15 protein-coding genes are annotated in these 16,265 nt (G+C 51.3%); 5 read left to right on the top strand and 10 right to left on the bottom strand.

Annotated features, from left to right (window positions below; translation table 11 throughout):
* Nucleotides 1-55 precede the first annotated feature (55 nt).
* The 6 genes from OHJ21_RS22400 to OHJ21_RS22375 form a co-directional block, all read right to left on the bottom strand.
* Complete coding sequence (locus OHJ21_RS22400; RefSeq protein ID WP_326111559.1) at nucleotides 56-817, bottom strand: polysaccharide deacetylase family protein; 762 nt, start codon at nucleotides 815-817, stop codon at nucleotides 56-58.
* A complete protein-coding gene (locus OHJ21_RS22395) occupies nucleotides 814-1,650 on the bottom strand; it encodes a carbohydrate ABC transporter permease (RefSeq protein WP_100539831.1) in 837 nt (278 codons plus the stop codon). The genes OHJ21_RS22400 and OHJ21_RS22395 overlap by 4 nt, the downstream gene beginning before the upstream one ends.
* A complete protein-coding gene (locus OHJ21_RS22390; RefSeq protein ID WP_100539830.1) occupies nucleotides 1,650-2,525 on the bottom strand; it encodes a carbohydrate ABC transporter permease in 876 nt (291 codons plus the stop codon). Before OHJ21_RS22390 ends, OHJ21_RS22395 begins: the two co-directional genes overlap by 1 nt.
* A 163-nt stretch (nucleotides 2,526-2,688) precedes the next feature.
* Complete coding sequence (locus OHJ21_RS22385) at nucleotides 2,689-3,942, bottom strand: ABC transporter substrate-binding protein (RefSeq protein WP_100539829.1); 1,254 nt, start codon at nucleotides 3,940-3,942, stop codon at nucleotides 2,689-2,691.
* Between the two features lie 164 nt (nucleotides 3,943-4,106).
* A complete protein-coding gene (locus OHJ21_RS22380; RefSeq protein ID WP_100539828.1) occupies nucleotides 4,107-5,066 on the bottom strand; it encodes a LacI family DNA-binding transcriptional regulator in 960 nt (319 codons plus the stop codon).
* Between the two features lie 232 nt (nucleotides 5,067-5,298).
* The gene (locus OHJ21_RS22375) at nucleotides 5,299-6,210 is read right to left on the bottom strand and encodes a DMT family transporter (protein ID WP_486021185.1); all 912 of its coding nucleotides are present in this window, start codon (nucleotides 6,208-6,210) and stop codon (nucleotides 5,299-5,301) included.
* A 123-nt stretch (nucleotides 6,211-6,333) separates the two neighbouring features.
* Here OHJ21_RS22375 and OHJ21_RS22370 point away from each other — a divergent pair, with 123 nt between their 5' ends.
* The gene (locus tag OHJ21_RS22370; RefSeq protein WP_486021184.1) at nucleotides 6,334-7,191 is read left to right on the top strand and encodes a LysR family transcriptional regulator; all 858 of its coding nucleotides are present in this window, start codon (nucleotides 6,334-6,336) and stop codon (nucleotides 7,189-7,191) included.
* Nucleotides 7,192-7,258: 67 nt separating this feature from the next.
* On the opposite strand, the gene OHJ21_RS22365 is transcribed toward OHJ21_RS22370, so the two are convergent.
* From OHJ21_RS22365 to OHJ21_RS22350, 4 genes are all read right to left on the bottom strand, one after another.
* Nucleotides 7,259-8,083, bottom strand: coding sequence for an alpha/beta fold hydrolase (locus tag OHJ21_RS22365; protein WP_100539825.1), 825 nt, complete (start codon nucleotides 8,081-8,083; stop codon nucleotides 7,259-7,261).
* Between the two features lie 14 nt (nucleotides 8,084-8,097).
* Nucleotides 8,098-8,607 (bottom strand): SRPBCC family protein, encoded by a 510-nt coding sequence (locus tag OHJ21_RS22360; protein ID WP_486021183.1) that lies wholly within the window; start codon nucleotides 8,605-8,607, stop codon nucleotides 8,098-8,100.
* A 78-nt stretch (nucleotides 8,608-8,685) separates the two neighbouring features.
* Nucleotides 8,686-9,018: an ArsR/SmtB family transcription factor gene (locus OHJ21_RS22355; protein ID WP_326119593.1), complete on the bottom strand. Its 333-nt coding sequence runs from the start codon at nucleotides 9,016-9,018 to the stop codon at nucleotides 8,686-8,688.
* 279 nt (nucleotides 9,019-9,297) lie between these two features.
* Entirely contained in the window at nucleotides 9,298-10,947 is a 1,650-nt protein-coding gene (locus OHJ21_RS22350) for a glutathione ABC transporter substrate-binding protein (RefSeq protein ID WP_326111565.1), read from the bottom strand.
* A 160-nt stretch (nucleotides 10,948-11,107) separates the two neighbouring features.
* Here OHJ21_RS22350 and OHJ21_RS22345 point away from each other — a divergent pair, with 160 nt between their 5' ends.
* The 4 genes from OHJ21_RS22345 (at nucleotide 11,108) to OHJ21_RS22330 (ending at nucleotide 16,182) form a co-directional block, all read left to right on the top strand.
* The gene (locus OHJ21_RS22345) at nucleotides 11,108-12,004 is read left to right on the top strand and encodes an ABC transporter permease (protein WP_486021181.1); all 897 of its coding nucleotides are present in this window, start codon (nucleotides 11,108-11,110) and stop codon (nucleotides 12,002-12,004) included.
* 19 nt (nucleotides 12,005-12,023) lie between these two features.
* Nucleotides 12,024-12,947 carry an ABC transporter permease gene (locus OHJ21_RS22340; RefSeq protein WP_012818632.1) on the top strand — a complete coding sequence of 308 codons (924 nt, stop codon included), beginning with the start codon at nucleotides 12,024-12,026 and terminating at the stop codon, nucleotides 12,945-12,947.
* A gap of 1,220 nt (nucleotides 12,948-14,167) precedes the next feature.
* Nucleotides 14,168-15,181 (top strand): ABC transporter ATP-binding protein, encoded by a 1,014-nt coding sequence (locus OHJ21_RS22335; RefSeq protein ID WP_394057841.1) that lies wholly within the window; start codon nucleotides 14,168-14,170, stop codon nucleotides 15,179-15,181.
* Nucleotides 15,178-16,182, top strand: coding sequence for an ABC transporter ATP-binding protein (locus OHJ21_RS22330; RefSeq protein ID WP_394057839.1), 1,005 nt, complete (start codon nucleotides 15,178-15,180; stop codon nucleotides 16,180-16,182). The genes OHJ21_RS22335 and OHJ21_RS22330 overlap by 4 nt, the downstream gene beginning before the upstream one ends.
* Nucleotides 16,183-16,265 lie beyond the last annotated feature (83 nt).

Below are 16,265 nucleotides of genomic sequence, written 5' to 3'. Positions count from 1 at the left end.
TCATCCTTTTCCGCCTCTCCCTGTATAACAAGATAAATTCATCATGACCCTTCCATTATACACCAGGCAATGGTAACGCTTCATCATATCGTATAGCACGAAAACCCAGTCGCTCACTAATGTCATTCAGGTCTTCCCGCGCAAGAAAGGAAGCCTCCTGATCGCGTCCTCGCGCCAGCGCTTCCCCATCCACTTGAGCATTGCCGCACTGCACCATTTCCTCCGAATACCGTGCCGGATGGGACAGAAAGAAGTACTGGTCTTCCGTCAAGCCGCCAAGAACCCTTTCAAACGACTCGATCCCGTCCGGAACGCCGCCCGGGAAGAAGTTGTAATAATAGCGATGGTTGATAAGTCCCTTCGCTTCCATCCAGCGGTCCAGCTCTTCTTGCAGCCCGGGTATGAAGCGCTCCGGCAGCATATGAGAATCGACATAAGAAATGCTGAAGCCTGCTGCGGTCAGTTTATCAAGCTGCGCTTCGCACTCTAGAAGGATCTCCTGCAGCGATGGCGGATGATCCTGGAACAGGATCGGGTCCTGATAGAAATATCCCGCCCGATCGACAAGCGAAGGAACCTGTTCCTTCGCGGCAACAGGTCCCCAGCGTACGTTATCCCATTCCGCGTTCAGCGTCATATGGAAGCCGAAGCAGATGTCCTTGCGATGCGCCAACAGCTGCGCGGCCTCGGCAAGATAAGGACCGGGCGCCATGATAGACACGTTTTTAATGAATCCGGCCTCAACGGTCCGGGCAATCGCAGCATTAGCGGAACGGCTGGAAGCATAATCGTCGGCCCTCGTAATGATCCGCCTCATTTTACCGCACCTGCCGCAATCCCTTTGATGATGTATTTCTGCGCGAAAATATAGAAAATGACAACCGGAATGATCGTCAGCGTCAAACCGGCCATCGCCTGGTTCCACACAATCGTGAACTCCCCGAAGAAATAGAAGGTCGAGAGCGGAATCGTTCGCAGCCCTTTATCCGACAGCGTCAGCGATGGAAGCAGGTAGTCGTTCCACAGCGCGATGACGTTCAGGATCGCGATGGTCACGCTGATGTTCTTCAGCAGCGGGAACACGATTCGCCAGAACACGCCCAGCTTGGAGCAGCCGTCCAGCGTAGCTGCCTCCTCCAGCGCAACCGGTACGGATTTGATGAACCCGTGGTACAGGAAGACCGCCATACTGGACGTAAAGCCGACGTTCATATAGATCAAACCCTCATGGGTGTTGAGCATCGGAATGTGCAGATTGGTGCGAATCCAGTCCATCACCTGCATCAGCGGCATCATCAGCGTTTGGAACGGAATCAGCATGGTCGCCACGAAGGTAAAGAAAATAACTTTGCTCAGCTTATTATCCGTCCGGACCAGCATCCATGCCGTCATGGATGCGAGCACGATGACGATAATCACCGAGATGACGGTGACATACAGCGAGTTGCCCAGAGCGGTGAAGAAGTTCATCTTCTCCATCGCAGATTTGTAGTACTCAAAGCTGAAGGAAGAAGGCAGCGCAAGCGCATTCTCATACAGCTCGGCACGATCCTTGAACGAGTTGATCAGCATGATGAAGACCGGAGACAAGAAGACCAGCGCAGCGAGGAACAGCAGGATGTCGAGCAGCCATTTCCCTGATTTCTTCATTACATCTGCACCTCTCTTCTCTTCGTGATGATGACTTGCGTCAGCGTGAGTCCGGCAACAATCAGGAAGAAGATGATCGCTTTCGCCTGACCTAAACCATAATTACCGTAAGCAAAAATCTCATTGAAAATATTCATCGCAAACATCTCCGTTGCATTGCTCGGACCGCCCTTGGTCAACGACAGGTTCACGTCGTAGATTTTGAACGCACCAGAAAGCGTCAGGAACAGGCAGATCGTGAACGAAGGCATTAACAGCGGGAATACGATGCTCTTCAGACGCTGCCACAGGTTGGCGCCATCGACCTTGGCCGCTTCCATCAGCTCATCCGGAATCCCCTGGATGCCCGCGATGTAAATGATCATCGTATAACCCGCCAGCTGCCAGGTGAATACGGCGACGATGGCGTACAGCGCAAACTGCGGATGCAGCAGCCAGTTAAAGAACACGCTGTCAAATCCGGTCTTTTCGCCCAGGAAGCTGAAGGCATCCGTAAAAATAAACTGCCAGATGTAACCCAGAATCAGGCCGCCGATCAGGTTCGGCATGAAAAACATCGTCCGGGCCGCATTTCTCGAGCGGAGCTTTGTCGTCACCAGCAGCGCAAAGCCAAGACCCAGAATATTGACGCATACCAGTGCGAGCAGCGTGAATTGAACCGTATGCCAAGCCGATGACAGGAATCGGTCGTCCTGGAACAGCTGAACGTAATTGTCGAACCCTACGAATACTTTGGGATTTGCCGGAATGCCGTCCCAATTGACGAAGGAGTACACAATCCCGATAATGAACGGGATGAGAACCACGGTCGTGAAAATAAACAGAAGCGGCACCGTAAACAGGGCAAACCAGGCTTTATCCTTTCTTTTGCTCATAATCCATACCTTCTTTCCGTTCCGGATGATTCCCGCAAGGCGGCATCAAACCTTGAATTCGTGTTAGAAAAAACAAAAGCCTAACGCTCATCATCAGAACGTCTGAGGCTAGGCTTTCGTTTTCATGGAATTGTTATATCAGATGACGGTCGCTCGGCCTCGATTATTTCGATGCTTTCGCCCACACTTCATCCAGCTTCTGCAGGAACTGCTCGCCTGTCATGCCCGGATTCATGAAGTACTCCTGCGTAGCCGGAGCCAGGTCATTGGTGATGATTCCTGATGGGAAGTAGTTCAACGCCCAAGTGATCGTCTCACCCTTCGTTGTTGCTTCGTGCACGGCTTGAGACAACGGATCCAGATCGCCTGCTTCAATATTCGTTAAAGCCGGAATGAATTTGAAATCGTCTACGATGGCTTTCTTGCCGCTGTCGCTGGTAAAGAGCCAGTTCAGGAAAGCGTTTGCGGCTTTGACTTCCTCAGCATCGGCCTGATTGTTTACGACCCAGTAGCTTGCCACGCCTACGGCGATTTTGTCGTTGCCGGCGAGCGGGAACGGCATCATGCCGACTTTGGAGCCGAAGTCACCGAAGTCCGCAAGCATGGAGTAACTCCAGTTGCCTTGATGCACCATAGCTGTTTTTTCCGTAGCGAAGTCGCCCATCTGGCTATCATATTTCACTTCCAGCGGATTCTTGGTGTTGGCCTTGATGACGTCCATGAATTTCGCCCACTCTTGGAACTCCTTCGTGTCGGCCATCTTCACTTCGCCCTTGTTCAGCTGGTCGATGAAGGCCAACGGATCGGATTGAAGCGCAAACGGCGTGTTGATGATGTGTCCGATCAAGAAGTAAGCCTCCTGGGACAAACTCAAGCCGTTCTTGCCGTCAGCTTTCAGCTGCTCCAGTGTCTTGGTGAAAGAATCTAGGTCCTTCATGTTAGCCGGATCTACCAGATCCTTGTTGTATACGAGGCCAAAACCTTCTACGCCGTATGGAACGCCGACGGTTTTATCATCGACCTTCAATTCCATGTCAGGCGCAATGTTCTTAACATACTCTTCACCGCTCAAATCGGAGAAATAGGATTTCAGCTTCTCGGACTCGGGCCCTGGAGCCACGCTGAATATGGTCGGTCCCTGGTTGCTGCTGAGCTTCGCTACCAGCTGCTGCGAATAAGCATCACCTGCGGCACCCCATACCTCAACCTCATTGCCGGTTTCTTCTTTATAGGTTTTAACCAAAGCTTCAAGAGGTTCTGTAATTTCAACTTTCGATTGGAAGAGTGTAATTTTCTTCAGCTTATCTCCCCCGGATGCTGCTCCAGAATCATTGTCAGATGTACCACCACAGGCTGCAAGTGTCGCAACCAAAGCCGTTGCTGTTAGTATGCTTAATACCTTTTTTACTTTTTTCAAGTGACACGCCTCCCCCTTAAGGACTCTATAAAGTAAAACGTTTACAAACCCATCATAGGGCGGTTTACCTAGAATGTCAATAAAAATTGTACGCGTTTTCATAAAAATACTAAGTAAAAAAACTAGTAAAATTCTTGATATTTTACTAGTCACAATCGTAAAGTTTATCGCACCGTTTTTCTCCACTGAATGGTGGCATTCAGCTTAAAGGGCTCCCTGCCCGTTGTGCCCTTGATCATCTCAAGCAGCTCCTTCGCCGCCAAATAACCGCTTTCATAACGCGGGATCGCAATCGTGGTCAAACCGGCCATCGCCGCCGCATCCGAATTATCGAATCCGGTGATCGAGATATCCTCCGGCACCCGTATTCCGTTCTCTTCCAAAGCTTTGATCGCGCCCAGAGCCATATTGTCATTTGCACAGACCAGCACTTCAGGCAAAACGTTGCTCAGGATCAGTATTTTGGCCGCCTGATATCCGCTTTCCTCGCTGTAGTCGCCATGAAAATAATTGCGGCGGTCAAACACGATGCCATTCTTCGCAAGCGTATCCATAAATCCGGCGAATCGCTCCTTGTGATCCAGGGTAAACTCCAAGCCGCCAATGTATCCAAAATTCGTAAACTGTTTATCCACCAAGGCCTGGACCATTTCACACATCACGGGGTAGTTGTCCACGATCACGCTTTTGGTGTTGGCGTATTCGTTATCAATAATCCGGTCCATGAGAACGACGGGGAACTGCGGCGTGGCTACCGAGACTAAATATTCGTCCGTCATATTCCGATCCAAACTTATGGTACCGCTTGCAAATTTGCTGCGCATAAAATTGGTGCTGGATTTATTCGTACAGATGATAAGGTCGTATCCATTCTCCGTCAGGCAATGGCTGATCCCCTTGATGATCTTTAAATAATAATCGCGATCAAAGTCGCTGAAGACAAATATAATCGTGTTGCTTTTATCGGATTTGGTTGACTTATGCGGAAAATAGCCGTGCTCCGAGCATAATCTCAGCACCCGCTCCCTCGTCTCCCGCCCCACGTTCTTGCGCCCGTTCAACACGTTGGACACTGTAGACACCGAGACATCCGCGAGCTTTGCAATTTCTTTCAAACCACTCATGAATCCTATCCCCTCTCCAAAGGCGTTAGTAAATTTAATATAACATGGATTTATTTTTAATAAAATTTACTTATTTTGCTGGGGCGAGATTTTCCCTGGAACATCATTCTTGTCGCTGCTTGTCATGATACCCACTCAGGCCAGAAAACCTTTGGTCGTCACAGCAAAAAGCAGGCCACGCGAATCCATCGCCGTGACCTGCTAATTCCGAATATATTAGATTTCTTGCCCTTTATAAGGTACCGCACCGCTCCTTGATCGTGAATGGATCTCTTGTTGTATCCACTCGTCCAGGCCGATTCACCAGATAAATGCCAAGCCCAATACACATTGTGCCGGCCAAGGTATACCAATGCAGCTGCTCGCCTAGTATAAGCCATCCGGATAATACGCCAAACACGGGAATGAGGAACAGATACACGTTCGCTTTATTGGGATCGCTATTGCGCAGCACATAATACCAGGTAACGAACTGAGCAATCGAGCTCATCAGGATCATCCAGCCCAGAACAAAGAGCTCCTTGACGATCTGGGACGAATCCCATACAAAATGCGGCTGCTCCAGCAGCGGACTTGCGATGAGTAGAAGGATGCCCCCGATCAGCATCTGATAGGCAGCCATGACCCAAGCGTCAAACTCCTTGCCCCAACGGGAACTTAGCAGCGTCGCCATGCCCCAGGCCATCCCCGCACCCAGCGCAAACCAGAATCCGCTCTGCATCTGCATCTCTAAGCCTTGCGTAATGAATACGCCGATAAAACCGATGATCACGCCCGCCCACTGAAGAAGACGGTACCTTATACCGAAGATTAGGAAGCTGAACACGATGAACCAGATCGGGTTGCTGGAGGACAAAACCGAAGAGCTGCCGGAGGAAATGGTCTGCATGCTCAGGTAGATGCCACTCATCACGAGTCCCGATTGAAACAGACCAATCGTTGCCAGCTTCAGCCAGGCAGCGCTGCTCCTGGGATGGGCCCGTCTTACAATGAAGGGCAGCATCAGAAGACCCGCGCCCACAAACCGGATCGCCAGCAGCACGAATGGGGAACCGAAGGACAGCGCCATTTTGCCGATCGGGAAGTTAAGTCCCGCAACCAGCATCGTAAATATCGTCAGAAACAGCATACGCGGTTTGCTCATGCCATGAATCCCCCTCTCCTTACCAAGTGTATCCTCAGTTTATTCCGACCTTTATATCATGTAAAATAATTAAATAAGATATAAGCCATCACTGTGAATGATGGATATAAGGAGGCTGCTAAGGTGGAAAGTGGGGATCTGAAGATATTCCAGGCTGTTGCCCGTGAAGGAAATATAACCAAGGCTGCAGCCAGCCTTGGTTACGTGCAATCAAACGTGACCGCTAGAATCCGGCAGCTTGAATCCGAGCTGAACACGCCTCTGTTCTATCGGCTCAGCCGCGGCGTTGCCTTAACTTCGGCCGGCTGTAATCTGCTCAAATATGCCGATCAGATTACGCTTTTGCTTGACGAAGCCATGAAATCGACTAAATTCTCGGAAGAACCGTCGGGGCCGCTGCGGATCGGCTCATCGGAAACCACGGCCGCGGTCCATCTTCCCGGTATCATGCTGGATTATCATAGACGATATCCTGACGTGAAACTGTCATTAATTACAGGCCACAGGGCTGACTTGATCCGAGCCCTGAACGAGTATGAACTGGACGGGGCATTTATCAGCGGACCTCTGGATTACCCGGACTTTGACGAAATCCGAGCCTTTGACGAGGAGCTTGTCCTCATCTCGGAACCCACGGATGCTGCGCTTCGCGATTTGCTCACCAAACCGCTGCTGTTCTTCGGCAAGGGCTGCTACCACCGTAAACGGTTGGAGCAATGGCTTCATGAAGAGAACGTCGGGCCCATGAACATTATGGAGTTTGGCACGTTGGAAGCCATCATGGGCGGTGTGGCCGCCGGGCTGGGCATCTCGCTGCTAACGCGTTCTTCCGTTAAGGACTGGGTGGATGCCGGGAAATTACAGGCTTTCCAAATCCCCAAACGTTACCGCAGCTCCAGGGTCCATTTTATATTCCGGCGCGACTTGTTTCGCACCAGCGCCTTTAATCATTTTATTGAGCCGTTTCAGAAGTCCGAATGAATACTTCGACCGGAACGTGAAAACCCGTGGCCCTAAGGGTCACGGGTTCTTTGCGCGACAGGCTCTTTTATCTCGGTATTCGGTCTGCCGAAGGCTGCAGAAATCCCGATACCTCGGGAGCCAGCACTTCCGGCGCCATCACGACGGCAGAATGGTCCTGACCAGGCAGCATTCGGTGCTCGCACTGAGGGAGCAAGTCGACCAAAGCGCTCGCGGCCCCATGGAACACAGCTCCGCTGTTCTCGCCCGTCATCACCATCACCGGGACATCAACATCCCAGCGATCTGCTGGCAGCGGTTGGCCGGATTGCGTGCTCCCCATGATCATGCCGTCATAGGCCAATGTATGCGCCATGCCCTCCATGACCTGCCAAGAAGGATCTGCCTTCATGAATTCTATATATTCCGCGGGGATTCCCAGCGCTGCCGTCATGAAATATTCTACGGCTTCGCTGCGCCTGCTCCCGGCCATCAGCGCATTCAAATGCTGCACGTATTCCGCCGGTACGGGCTCGCGGCTATCGTCAATGATAAACGGCGGCTCGTATAGAAACAGTTTTCTAACTTTACTGCTTCCGAGTTTGCTCGCCGCATCCAGAGCCAGAACAGCGCCCGATGAACTTCCGAATACATACGCGCTGCCGCCCGCCTCCTGAATAAGGGCATCGATATCTTCGACCTCACGTTCAATCGCATACGGAGCCGTATCCGTGCTGCTGCCCCGTCCCCGGCGATCATAATTGTAAACGGTGAAATGTTCGGACAAAAGCCCCCCTAGGCGCGTTGTATCGTTGTGATCCGAAGCTGCTGCAGCTACAAGAATGACAGCCGGACCAGTCCCTTTCTTTTCATAAAAAATACGGGTACCGTCATTAGACATCACGTAGTTCATGATCATCTCTCCTTTTATCTTCCTTTTATGTACAAGCTGATTTCATCCTCGAACCGTTCCAGCGTATCTGCGTATCCTTCCACCATTCCCATGCCTTCAGCAGCCTCCAGCTGCTCTACGCTAGCAAAATGGGTGATGATGCTTAGCCTGGTCCCTTCCCCGGCCTCTTCAAACGTAACCGAGGTTAACATGTCACTGCCTGCCACGGGGCTCCAGTCCTGATCCGTAAATGTATCCGTATAGACGAGCTTCGATAACTCCACCACTTCGGAGTAGGTCGCCTTGCAGAAGGCTTCTTCCCCTTCTCCCGCCGCATCGGGGGCCAGTCTATAGCGCCATACGCCGCCCGGTCTGACATCCATCTCAAATACCGTGGCATTCCAGTTCTTTGGCCCCCACCAGCGTTCGATGTGTTCCGGCTTCGTCCATCCCTGCCAGGACAGCTTCAGAGGTATCGATACGACACGCTCCACGGTCAGCTTCCGCTGCTCCCGGTCTTTCATGATGGTGGTTTTCCTGCCCATGTGAGTTCCTCCTATCTGTGAAATCGGCTCTGCGTGCAGAGCCGTATCTTCCTGTGGAGCTAGTTATAAAAAATTGGTTTAACTCTCCTTTCCATTGAAGTCGCTCATATAGTCCTCGAACTTGTCGAGTCTCTCTTCCCATAGTCGACTGAACGAATCGAGCCAGTCGTCCAGCTCCTGAAACGGCTGGGCTTCAAGACTATAAATGCGCTGCTGTGCGTTCTTACGGACTTTCACCAGCCCGGCCTCGCTCAGTATCCGCAGATGGCGGGATACTTGGGGCTGGCCGATTCCCAGAGTCTCTACGATGTCGCTGACCGATCTCGACCCTTGCTTTAAGAGTTCGACTATGTTGAAACGGTTCGGCTCCGAGATCGTGAACAGGGTTAGTTGCATAGCTGAAGTATTCATGGTTTTAATATACACTTAAGTGTATATACGTGTCAACGTATATATTATATTCTTTTCAGCATTCATTTGACGAAAAAAACGCGACATCCATTTCATCCACTCGGACATGCTGCATAATCTATTCAGATGCTCAACGAACGCAGCTTATGATCCATGGGGCGTCCTATTCATTTGTCCCGGCACGCTAACAACATCAAAAAAGAGACCCCAGTATAGGGGCCTCTTAATATAAACCTCTTTATCATATCGATACAAAGCTATAAAACTTTCAGGACATCCTTATGGCTGAATGGACACTTGATGCAGCTGCATGATACCGTTCGGATGCCGCCAGAAGCCCTCCACCTTGCTGCTGACTCCGTTTAAATACTCCTGATGATGGATATACAGCATCGGCGCTAACTCAACCAGCTTCTCCTGCGCCTGCTTATAGATGAGCTTGCGTTGTTCCGGATCGTTCTCTTTACGCCCGGCATCCAGCAGTTTATCCAGTTCCGGATCCTTCGTGAAGGTACGGTTGCCCGGCTCCCCTACATTTTTGGAATGGAATAATTCATACATGCCATAGTCGGCATCGGCCGTTACCGTGGACCATCCGAGAACAAACATATCATGTTTGCCTTCTGCGGTTTGGGCCAGATATGCTCCCCACTCCACCACTTCGATTTTGACTTCAACATTCAATTCCTTCAGCTTGGATTGTACGTACTCGGCGATCTTAATCCGTTCCGGATTGTCATTGGTCCAGATGGTCGTTGAGAAGCCCCCCTCATAGCCGGCCTCCTTCAACAGCTCTTTCGCTTTGTCGATGTTATGTTCGATCGGCTTGACGGCAGCATCATAGCCGTTCACGTCCGGTGCCAGCGGACCGACGGCAGGGATGCCCGTGCCTTCGTAGATACCCGAGATGATCTCATCCTTATTGATGGCCATCGATAAGGCTTGCCGTACCCGCACATCGTTGAACGGCTCTTTGTTATTGTTAAACCCGATATACGACAGACTCAGCGATGCCTGACGGTTCAGGGACATGCCGTCCGTGCTTTCAATGCGGCTGATGCTGCTCGGCGACACCGGATCGATAATATGCGCATAGCCGGTTTCCAGCTCCGCGATCCGCGTCCCCTCTTCGCTTACGACCTTAAACGTGACCCGTTCAACCTTCGCTTTATCTCCCCAGTAATCCGCATTCGCAACCAGCTTCACTTCCTGTCCGGGGTTCCAGCTCTCTAATTTGAATACGCCTGTACCTACAGGGTTCTGTGACAGATATGCGCCTGCCTTCTCACCTGCCTTCAGCTTCTCGTAATCCAGCTTGATGGCTTCCGCACTAACCATGCTCACCGCAGAATGGGCCAGATGGGCAAGCAGCGGCGAGAAGGCATATTCGGTCACGAGCTGCACCGTGTATTCGTCAACGACTTTAACCTCTTTGATCATGCCGACAAGCGATGCGCGCGGAGAAGCAACCTCCGGATCCTGCATACGATCAATGTTGGCTTTGACCACCTCTGCATTGAATGGAGAGCCGTCCGTAAACTTCACGCCCTGTCTCAGCTTGAACTCCCAAGTCAATTCATCGACCGCTTTCCAGCTCTCAGCGAGCCCCGGCTGAATATTCAGATCCTTATCATGAATCACCAACGTGTTATAAATATGCGTTGTCATTACGCTCGTTTGCTGGTCCGTCGACATATGAGGGTCCATGGATGGCGGATCAGAAAGCCAGGCAATCACAAGCTCATTCGCACCGGTGTCGGTTGTTCCTTCGGGAGGATCTTTGGCCCCCGGATCAGGAGTTGGCGTATTGCTGCCGTTTGGCGGCGTTTCGGGGTTACTGCTCTTGCTTGGACTACTGCACGCAGACATCATTACGGCAAGTATGACCAAAATGCAGACAAGCCACTTTAATCTTCTATTACCTGTCATGTGAAACAAACTCCCCCTTCTCAATCAAAATAGGAAAATATTTCATGCACAGTTAACATATATTTTACTATTTGATATTTATACCAGTAGAAGCCAGATTTACCTCACGTTTCTACGATACCAATTCTGACATCCATACTTGGAGAAAGGATGATTTCACGTGCCTAACATGACCGCTGATGCCAGAACACAAGAATCGCTCCCTAGTGGAACCCGCCTCGTACAATGGAAATCTTTCTACCACCGTCTGAAGAAGAACAAAGCGGCCTTATTCGGGGGTTATTTTCTCCTGCTGATGATTCTTGTCGCGATCATTGGCCCCCTGCTCACCCAGTATGATCCGACCAAAGTGGATTATTCTACGAAACTGCTGAAGCCGTCCGCTGACCATTGGTTTGGTACGGACCACAACGGGCGAGATATTTTCACAAGGATTATCCATGGCATGCGTCTTACGCTCTCGGTCGGTTTTATTTCGGTCATTATCGGAGCAGCCTTTGGTGTCGTGCTCGGAATCATATCCGGCTATTACGGGGATAAATGGGATGCGCTCATTATGAGAATTACCGATGTTATGCTGGCGTTTCCCGGCATTCTGCTGGCATTGGCGGTTGTCAGCGTTCTTGGAAAAAATCTGTTCAACGTGATCATCGCTGTCAGCATCTTCTCGATTCCCACCTTTGCCAGAGTCGTGCGCGGCTCGACGCTGGCCGTGCGCAAGCTCGAATATATTGATGCCATGCGTTCGCTGGGCGCGAGCGACGGTCGAATCATCTTCGGGCATATTCTGCCGAATATCACATCCCCTATCATCGTGCAGGCTACGCTGCGGATAGCTGTTGCCATCCTGACCGCCAGCGGCCTGTCCTTCCTCGGTCTTGGCGCGCAGCCGCCGACGCCGGAGTGGGGAGCCATGCTGAATGATGGGCGCAACTATATTATGGATCACCCCCATGTTGCCCTGTTCCCCGGCTTGTCGATCGTGTTTGTTGTCATCGCATTTAATCTGCTGGGTGACGGCTTGCGGGATGTCCTTGACCCGAAAATGAAAAAATAATGAAGGGAGCTGCCGGGCCATGCTCATCTATTCCATTCGAAGGCTGATTCAGACGATACCTGTTGTCATTGGCGTTACCATCGTCGTTTTTCTGCTGATGCACCTCATTCCGGGAGATGCGGCGCAGGTCATTATCGGGGAAGGGGCACCCAAGGAGCAGGTGGAGAAGATCCGCGAGAACCTGGGATTGAACGATCCGCTGCCGCTTCAGTATTGGAACTACGTCAGCGGCTTGCTGCAGGGGGATTTGGGAGATTCGATCCGCAGCAGCCGTCCCATCGCCGATGAAATATTCAAAAGCCGGTTCTGGATTACCGTCGAGCTTGCCGTGTACTCTACGATTCTGGCTGTATTCCTCGGCATCCTGGCCGGCATCATCTCCGCCGTCAAAAAAAGCTCGCCTGCCGATATCGGCGTCATGTTCATCGCCCTGTTCGGACTGTCGATGCCAAACTTCTGGCTGGGGCTTATGCTGATCCAATATTTTGCCGTGGATTTGGGCTGGTTCCGTCCCTCCGGCTGGGGCACGTGGTCGCAAACCGTCCTTCCCGTGATCACGCTCGGGACAGGCGGCGCCGCGATTATTGCCCGAATGACCCGATCCAGCATGCTGGAGGTCATCGGCCAGGATTACATCCGAACCGCTCAAGCCAAGGGCGTCCGGGAGCGCGTCATTATCTACCGGCATGCCTTGAAAAATGCCATGATCCCGGTCATTACCGTCATCGGTCTGGAATTTGGCGGCCTGCTGGGCGGGGCGGTGCTGACCGAGTCCGTATTCGCCGTGAACGGCATGGGACGATACGTCATCGACTCGATCCGGGCAAGGGACTTCCCGGTCGTACAGGCAACCGTGCTTGTGCTCTCAATCATGTTCGTGCTCGTGAACCTGCTCGTGGACATCTCCTACCGTTACTTCAACAAGCGCATTGATTTCGATTGATTGGCGATTTTCAACTATATAACTTGCTGCGATAGTGGATATCATGTCCTCATAACTTCACTAACAGGCAGAAAACAAGGTAATAGCGGAACTACAACCCTCTAATATCATCAAATATCGCTAATCCAGACCAATCCAGCTGTTTGGGAGTCCACGCGGACACATGATCCGTTATTTGCTGAGAATCGATCCATTTGGGAGCCCATGTGGACACACAATCCGTTTTTTACCGAAAACCGATCCATTTGGGAGTACATCCGGACACAGGATCCGTTATTTACCGATAACCGATCCATTTGGGAGGCCATCCGGACACAGGATCCGTTAATGTACCCTAAATCGCGAATTTAGCACGCAACATCTTGCGATAGCGGATCTCATGTCCTCATAACTTCACTAAAAGGCAGATAACAAAGGAATAGCGGAACTACTGTCCTCAAATATCAACAAGTATCGCTAATCCAGACCAATTGAGCTAATTTTGAGTCCATGCGGACATACGATCCGCTAGCAAATCAGCACAGACCTGCTACTTTGCTGAAATCGAGCTGATTGTGAGCCAATGCGGACACACGATGCGCTATTTACCGCAAATCGATCCATTTGGGAGACCAGCCGGACACAGGATCCGTTAATCAACCCAGAATCACGAATTTAGCATGCAATATCTTGCGATAGCGGATCTCATGTCCTCATAACTTCACTAAAAGGCAGATAACAAAGGAATAGCGGAACTACTGTCCTCAAATATCAACAAGTATCGCTAATCCAGACCAATTGAGCTAATTTTGTGTCCATGCGGACACAGAATCTGCTACTTGCTGAAATCGAGCTGATTGTGAGCCAATGCGGACATATACGTTCCACTATTTACCGAAAATCGATCCATTTGGGAGTCCAGCCGGACACAGGATCCGTTAATCAACCCAGAATCACGAATTTAACCCTCAATATCTTGCCATAGCGGATCTCATGTCCTCATACCTCCGCTAAGAAGCAGAAAATCAAGAAATAGCGGAACTATAGTCCTCTCAAAATCACCAATCCAACCAATTGAGCTAATTTTGTGTCCATGCGGACACAGAATCTGCTACTTGCTGAAATCGAGCCAATTGTGAGCCAATGCGGACACACGATCCACTATTTACCGAAAATCGATCCATTTGGAGTCCATGCGGACGCACGCAAGACCAATTATAAGCGAAGGGAGCTTAGACAAGATGGAACAGCACGCATCAAGTTTGCTTACGATCAAGAACCTGCAAACCTCTTTTTTTACCGAAATGGGCGAAGTGAAAGCGGTGGATGATATCAGCCTAACCGTGCACAAGGGGAGGACGCTCGGGATCGTGGGCGAATCCGGTTCAGGAAAAAGCATATTGTCTCTGTCCATCCTGCGGCTGATCTTTCATCCGGGACGAATCGTCGGTGGCCAGATCCTGTATAACGGTGTGAATCTGCTCGAACAATCAGACCGGCAGATGCGCAAAATAAGGGGCAATCAGATCTCGATGATCTTCCAGGAGCCGATGACATCCCTCAATCCGGTCTTCACCGTCGGCGATCAGATCGCGGAGGCCTACCAAATCCATGAGAATCTGAGCAAAAAACAAGCGATGGACAAAGCCGTTGAGATGTTGAAGCTGGTCGGCATCCCCTCCCCGGAAAAAAGGGTCCGGCAATACCCCTTCCAGTTGTCCGGGGGTATGCGCCAACGTGTCATGATTGCTATGGCGCTGGCGTGCAATCCGGATCTGCTCATTGCAGATGAGCCGACCACGGCGCTTGACGTGACCATTCAGGCTCAAATTCTGGAGCTCATGAAGGAACTGCAGCGAAAGCTGCAGATGTCGATTATTTTTATCACCCATGACCTGGGCATCGTCGCGGAAACCTGCGATGACGTAGCGGTTATGTACTGTGGAAAAGTGGTGGAGTATACCGATGTACGGACCCTCTTCAAGCATCCGAAGCACCCCTACACCATCGGCCTGATGAACTCGCTACCGCGGCATGATATCGATAAAGAAACACTGGAGCCGATTAAAGGCTCTGTTCCAAGCCCCTATGATCCGCAAGAAGGCTGCCGCTTCGCCCCCCGCTGTCCCCATGCAGCCAAGCTGTGCTATGACAAACTGCCGGAGCTTCAGGCTCTGTATGATAACCAGCAAGTCCGGTGCTGGAAATATACCGATCAATGGGAGACGGAAAGCGAGGTGAACGTTCTGCCATGAGCAAAGAGCTGTTAACGGTAAAGAATCTCAAGCAGTATTTTCCAATCAAGGGCGGCATCCTGGGCCGTACCGTCAACGTCGTAAAAGCCGTGGATGATATTTCGTTCTCCGTAGATAAGGGGGAAACTGTCAGTATCGTGGGCGAATCCGGCTGCGGCAAATCAACCACGGGCCGGGCCATCCTGAGGCTGGACGAACCAACGGCCGGCGAGGTTTTATTCGAAGGGACCGATCTGCTCTCCCTGAACAAAACGCAGATGACCCGAAAGCGCAAAGATCTGCAGATGATTTTTCAGGACCCCTATGCTTCGCTGAATCCTAGAAAAACAGCGCTGCAAGTCCTGGAAGAAGCGATGGACATTCAGAATGTCGTTCCCAAAAAGGATCGGCGAGGACGGGCCATCGAGCTTCTGGAAACGGTCGGCCTGGCCGCCTATCAAGCTAATCGGTACCCGCATGAATTCAGCGGCGGGCAACGGCAGCGGATCGGGATTGCCCGCGCCTTGTCCGTGAATCCCAAGCTGATCATCAGTGATGAAGCGGTCTCTGCGCTTGACGTGTCTATCCAGGCACAGGTGCTCAATCTGATGAAGTCGCTCCAGAAGGAATTTAAGCTGACCTATCTGTTTATCTCCCATGATCTCGGGGTCGTTCGGCATATTTCCGACCGGATTATCGTGATGTATCTGGGAACGATTGTGGAAATCGCGGATAAGCACTCCCTCTTCCGGCGCCCGCAGCATCCTTACACCCGCGCTCTGCTGTCGGCCATCCCGACGCTGGATCCCGAGCGTAAAAAGAAACGCATCATTCTCAAGGGGGATGTTCCGTCCCCGATCAACCCGCCTTCCGGCTGCCGGTTTCATACCCGCTGCATGTATGCCACGGATCGCTGTCGATCCGAGGCTCCGTTGCTTCGAGAAGTCGATGAGCGCGGAGGTCATCAGGCGGCGTGCCACTACATCGAAGAAATCGCAGCCGGTGCACTGGAGAAGGTGTAGCTTACGCCGCCGAACGGATAACGGCACCTCTCTATAAAAGAGAAAAAAGCGAGAGCCCAAGGTCTCGCTTTTTCTTTTGCAAA

The sequence above is a fragment of the Virgibacillus sp. LDC1 genome, assembly GCF_025792345.1.
GTDB classification, from domain to species: domain Bacteria; phylum Bacillota; class Bacilli; order Paenibacillales; family Paenibacillaceae; genus Paenibacillus_AQ; species Paenibacillus_AQ lautus.
The sequence above is the reverse complement of the archived record's forward strand: the minus strand, read 5'-3'. Positions and strand labels throughout refer to the sequence as shown.

Bases quoted from the DNA above. Each gene is read 5' to 3' on its own strand.
- OHJ21_RS22375 (WP_486021185.1), bottom strand. From the start codon at position 6,210: ATGAGCAAACCGCGTATGCTGTTTCTGACGATATTTACGATGCTGGTT.
- OHJ21_RS22395 (WP_100539831.1), bottom strand. From the start codon at position 1,650: ATGAAGAAATCAGGGAAATGGCTGCTCGACATCCTGCTGTTCCTCGCT.
- OHJ21_RS22340 (WP_012818632.1), top strand. From the start codon at position 12,024: ATGCTCATCTATTCCATTCGAAGGCTGATTCAGACGATACCTGTTGTC.
- OHJ21_RS22350 (WP_326111565.1), bottom strand. From the start codon at position 10,947: ATGACAGGTAATAGAAGATTAAAGTGGCTTGTCTGCATTTTGGTCATA.
- OHJ21_RS22380 (WP_100539828.1), bottom strand. From the start codon at position 5,066: ATGAGTGGTTTGAAAGAAATTGCAAAGCTCGCGGATGTCTCGGTGTCT.
- OHJ21_RS22335 (WP_394057841.1), top strand. From the start codon at position 14,168: ATGGAACAGCACGCATCAAGTTTGCTTACGATCAAGAACCTGCAAACC.
- OHJ21_RS22400 (WP_326111559.1), bottom strand. From the start codon at position 817: ATGAGGCGGATCATTACGAGGGCCGACGATTATGCTTCCAGCCGTTCC.
- OHJ21_RS22330 (WP_394057839.1), top strand. From the start codon at position 15,178: ATGAGCAAAGAGCTGTTAACGGTAAAGAATCTCAAGCAGTATTTTCCA.
- OHJ21_RS22390 (WP_100539830.1), bottom strand. From the start codon at position 2,525: ATGAGCAAAAGAAAGGATAAAGCCTGGTTTGCCCTGTTTACGGTGCCG.
- OHJ21_RS22355 (WP_326119593.1), bottom strand. From the start codon at position 9,018: ATGAATACTTCAGCTATGCAACTAACCCTGTTCACGATCTCGGAGCCG.
- OHJ21_RS22360 (WP_486021183.1), bottom strand. From the start codon at position 8,607: ATGGGCAGGAAAACCACCATCATGAAAGACCGGGAGCAGCGGAAGCTG.
- OHJ21_RS22365 (WP_100539825.1), bottom strand. From the start codon at position 8,083: ATGAACTACGTGATGTCTAATGACGGTACCCGTATTTTTTATGAAAAG.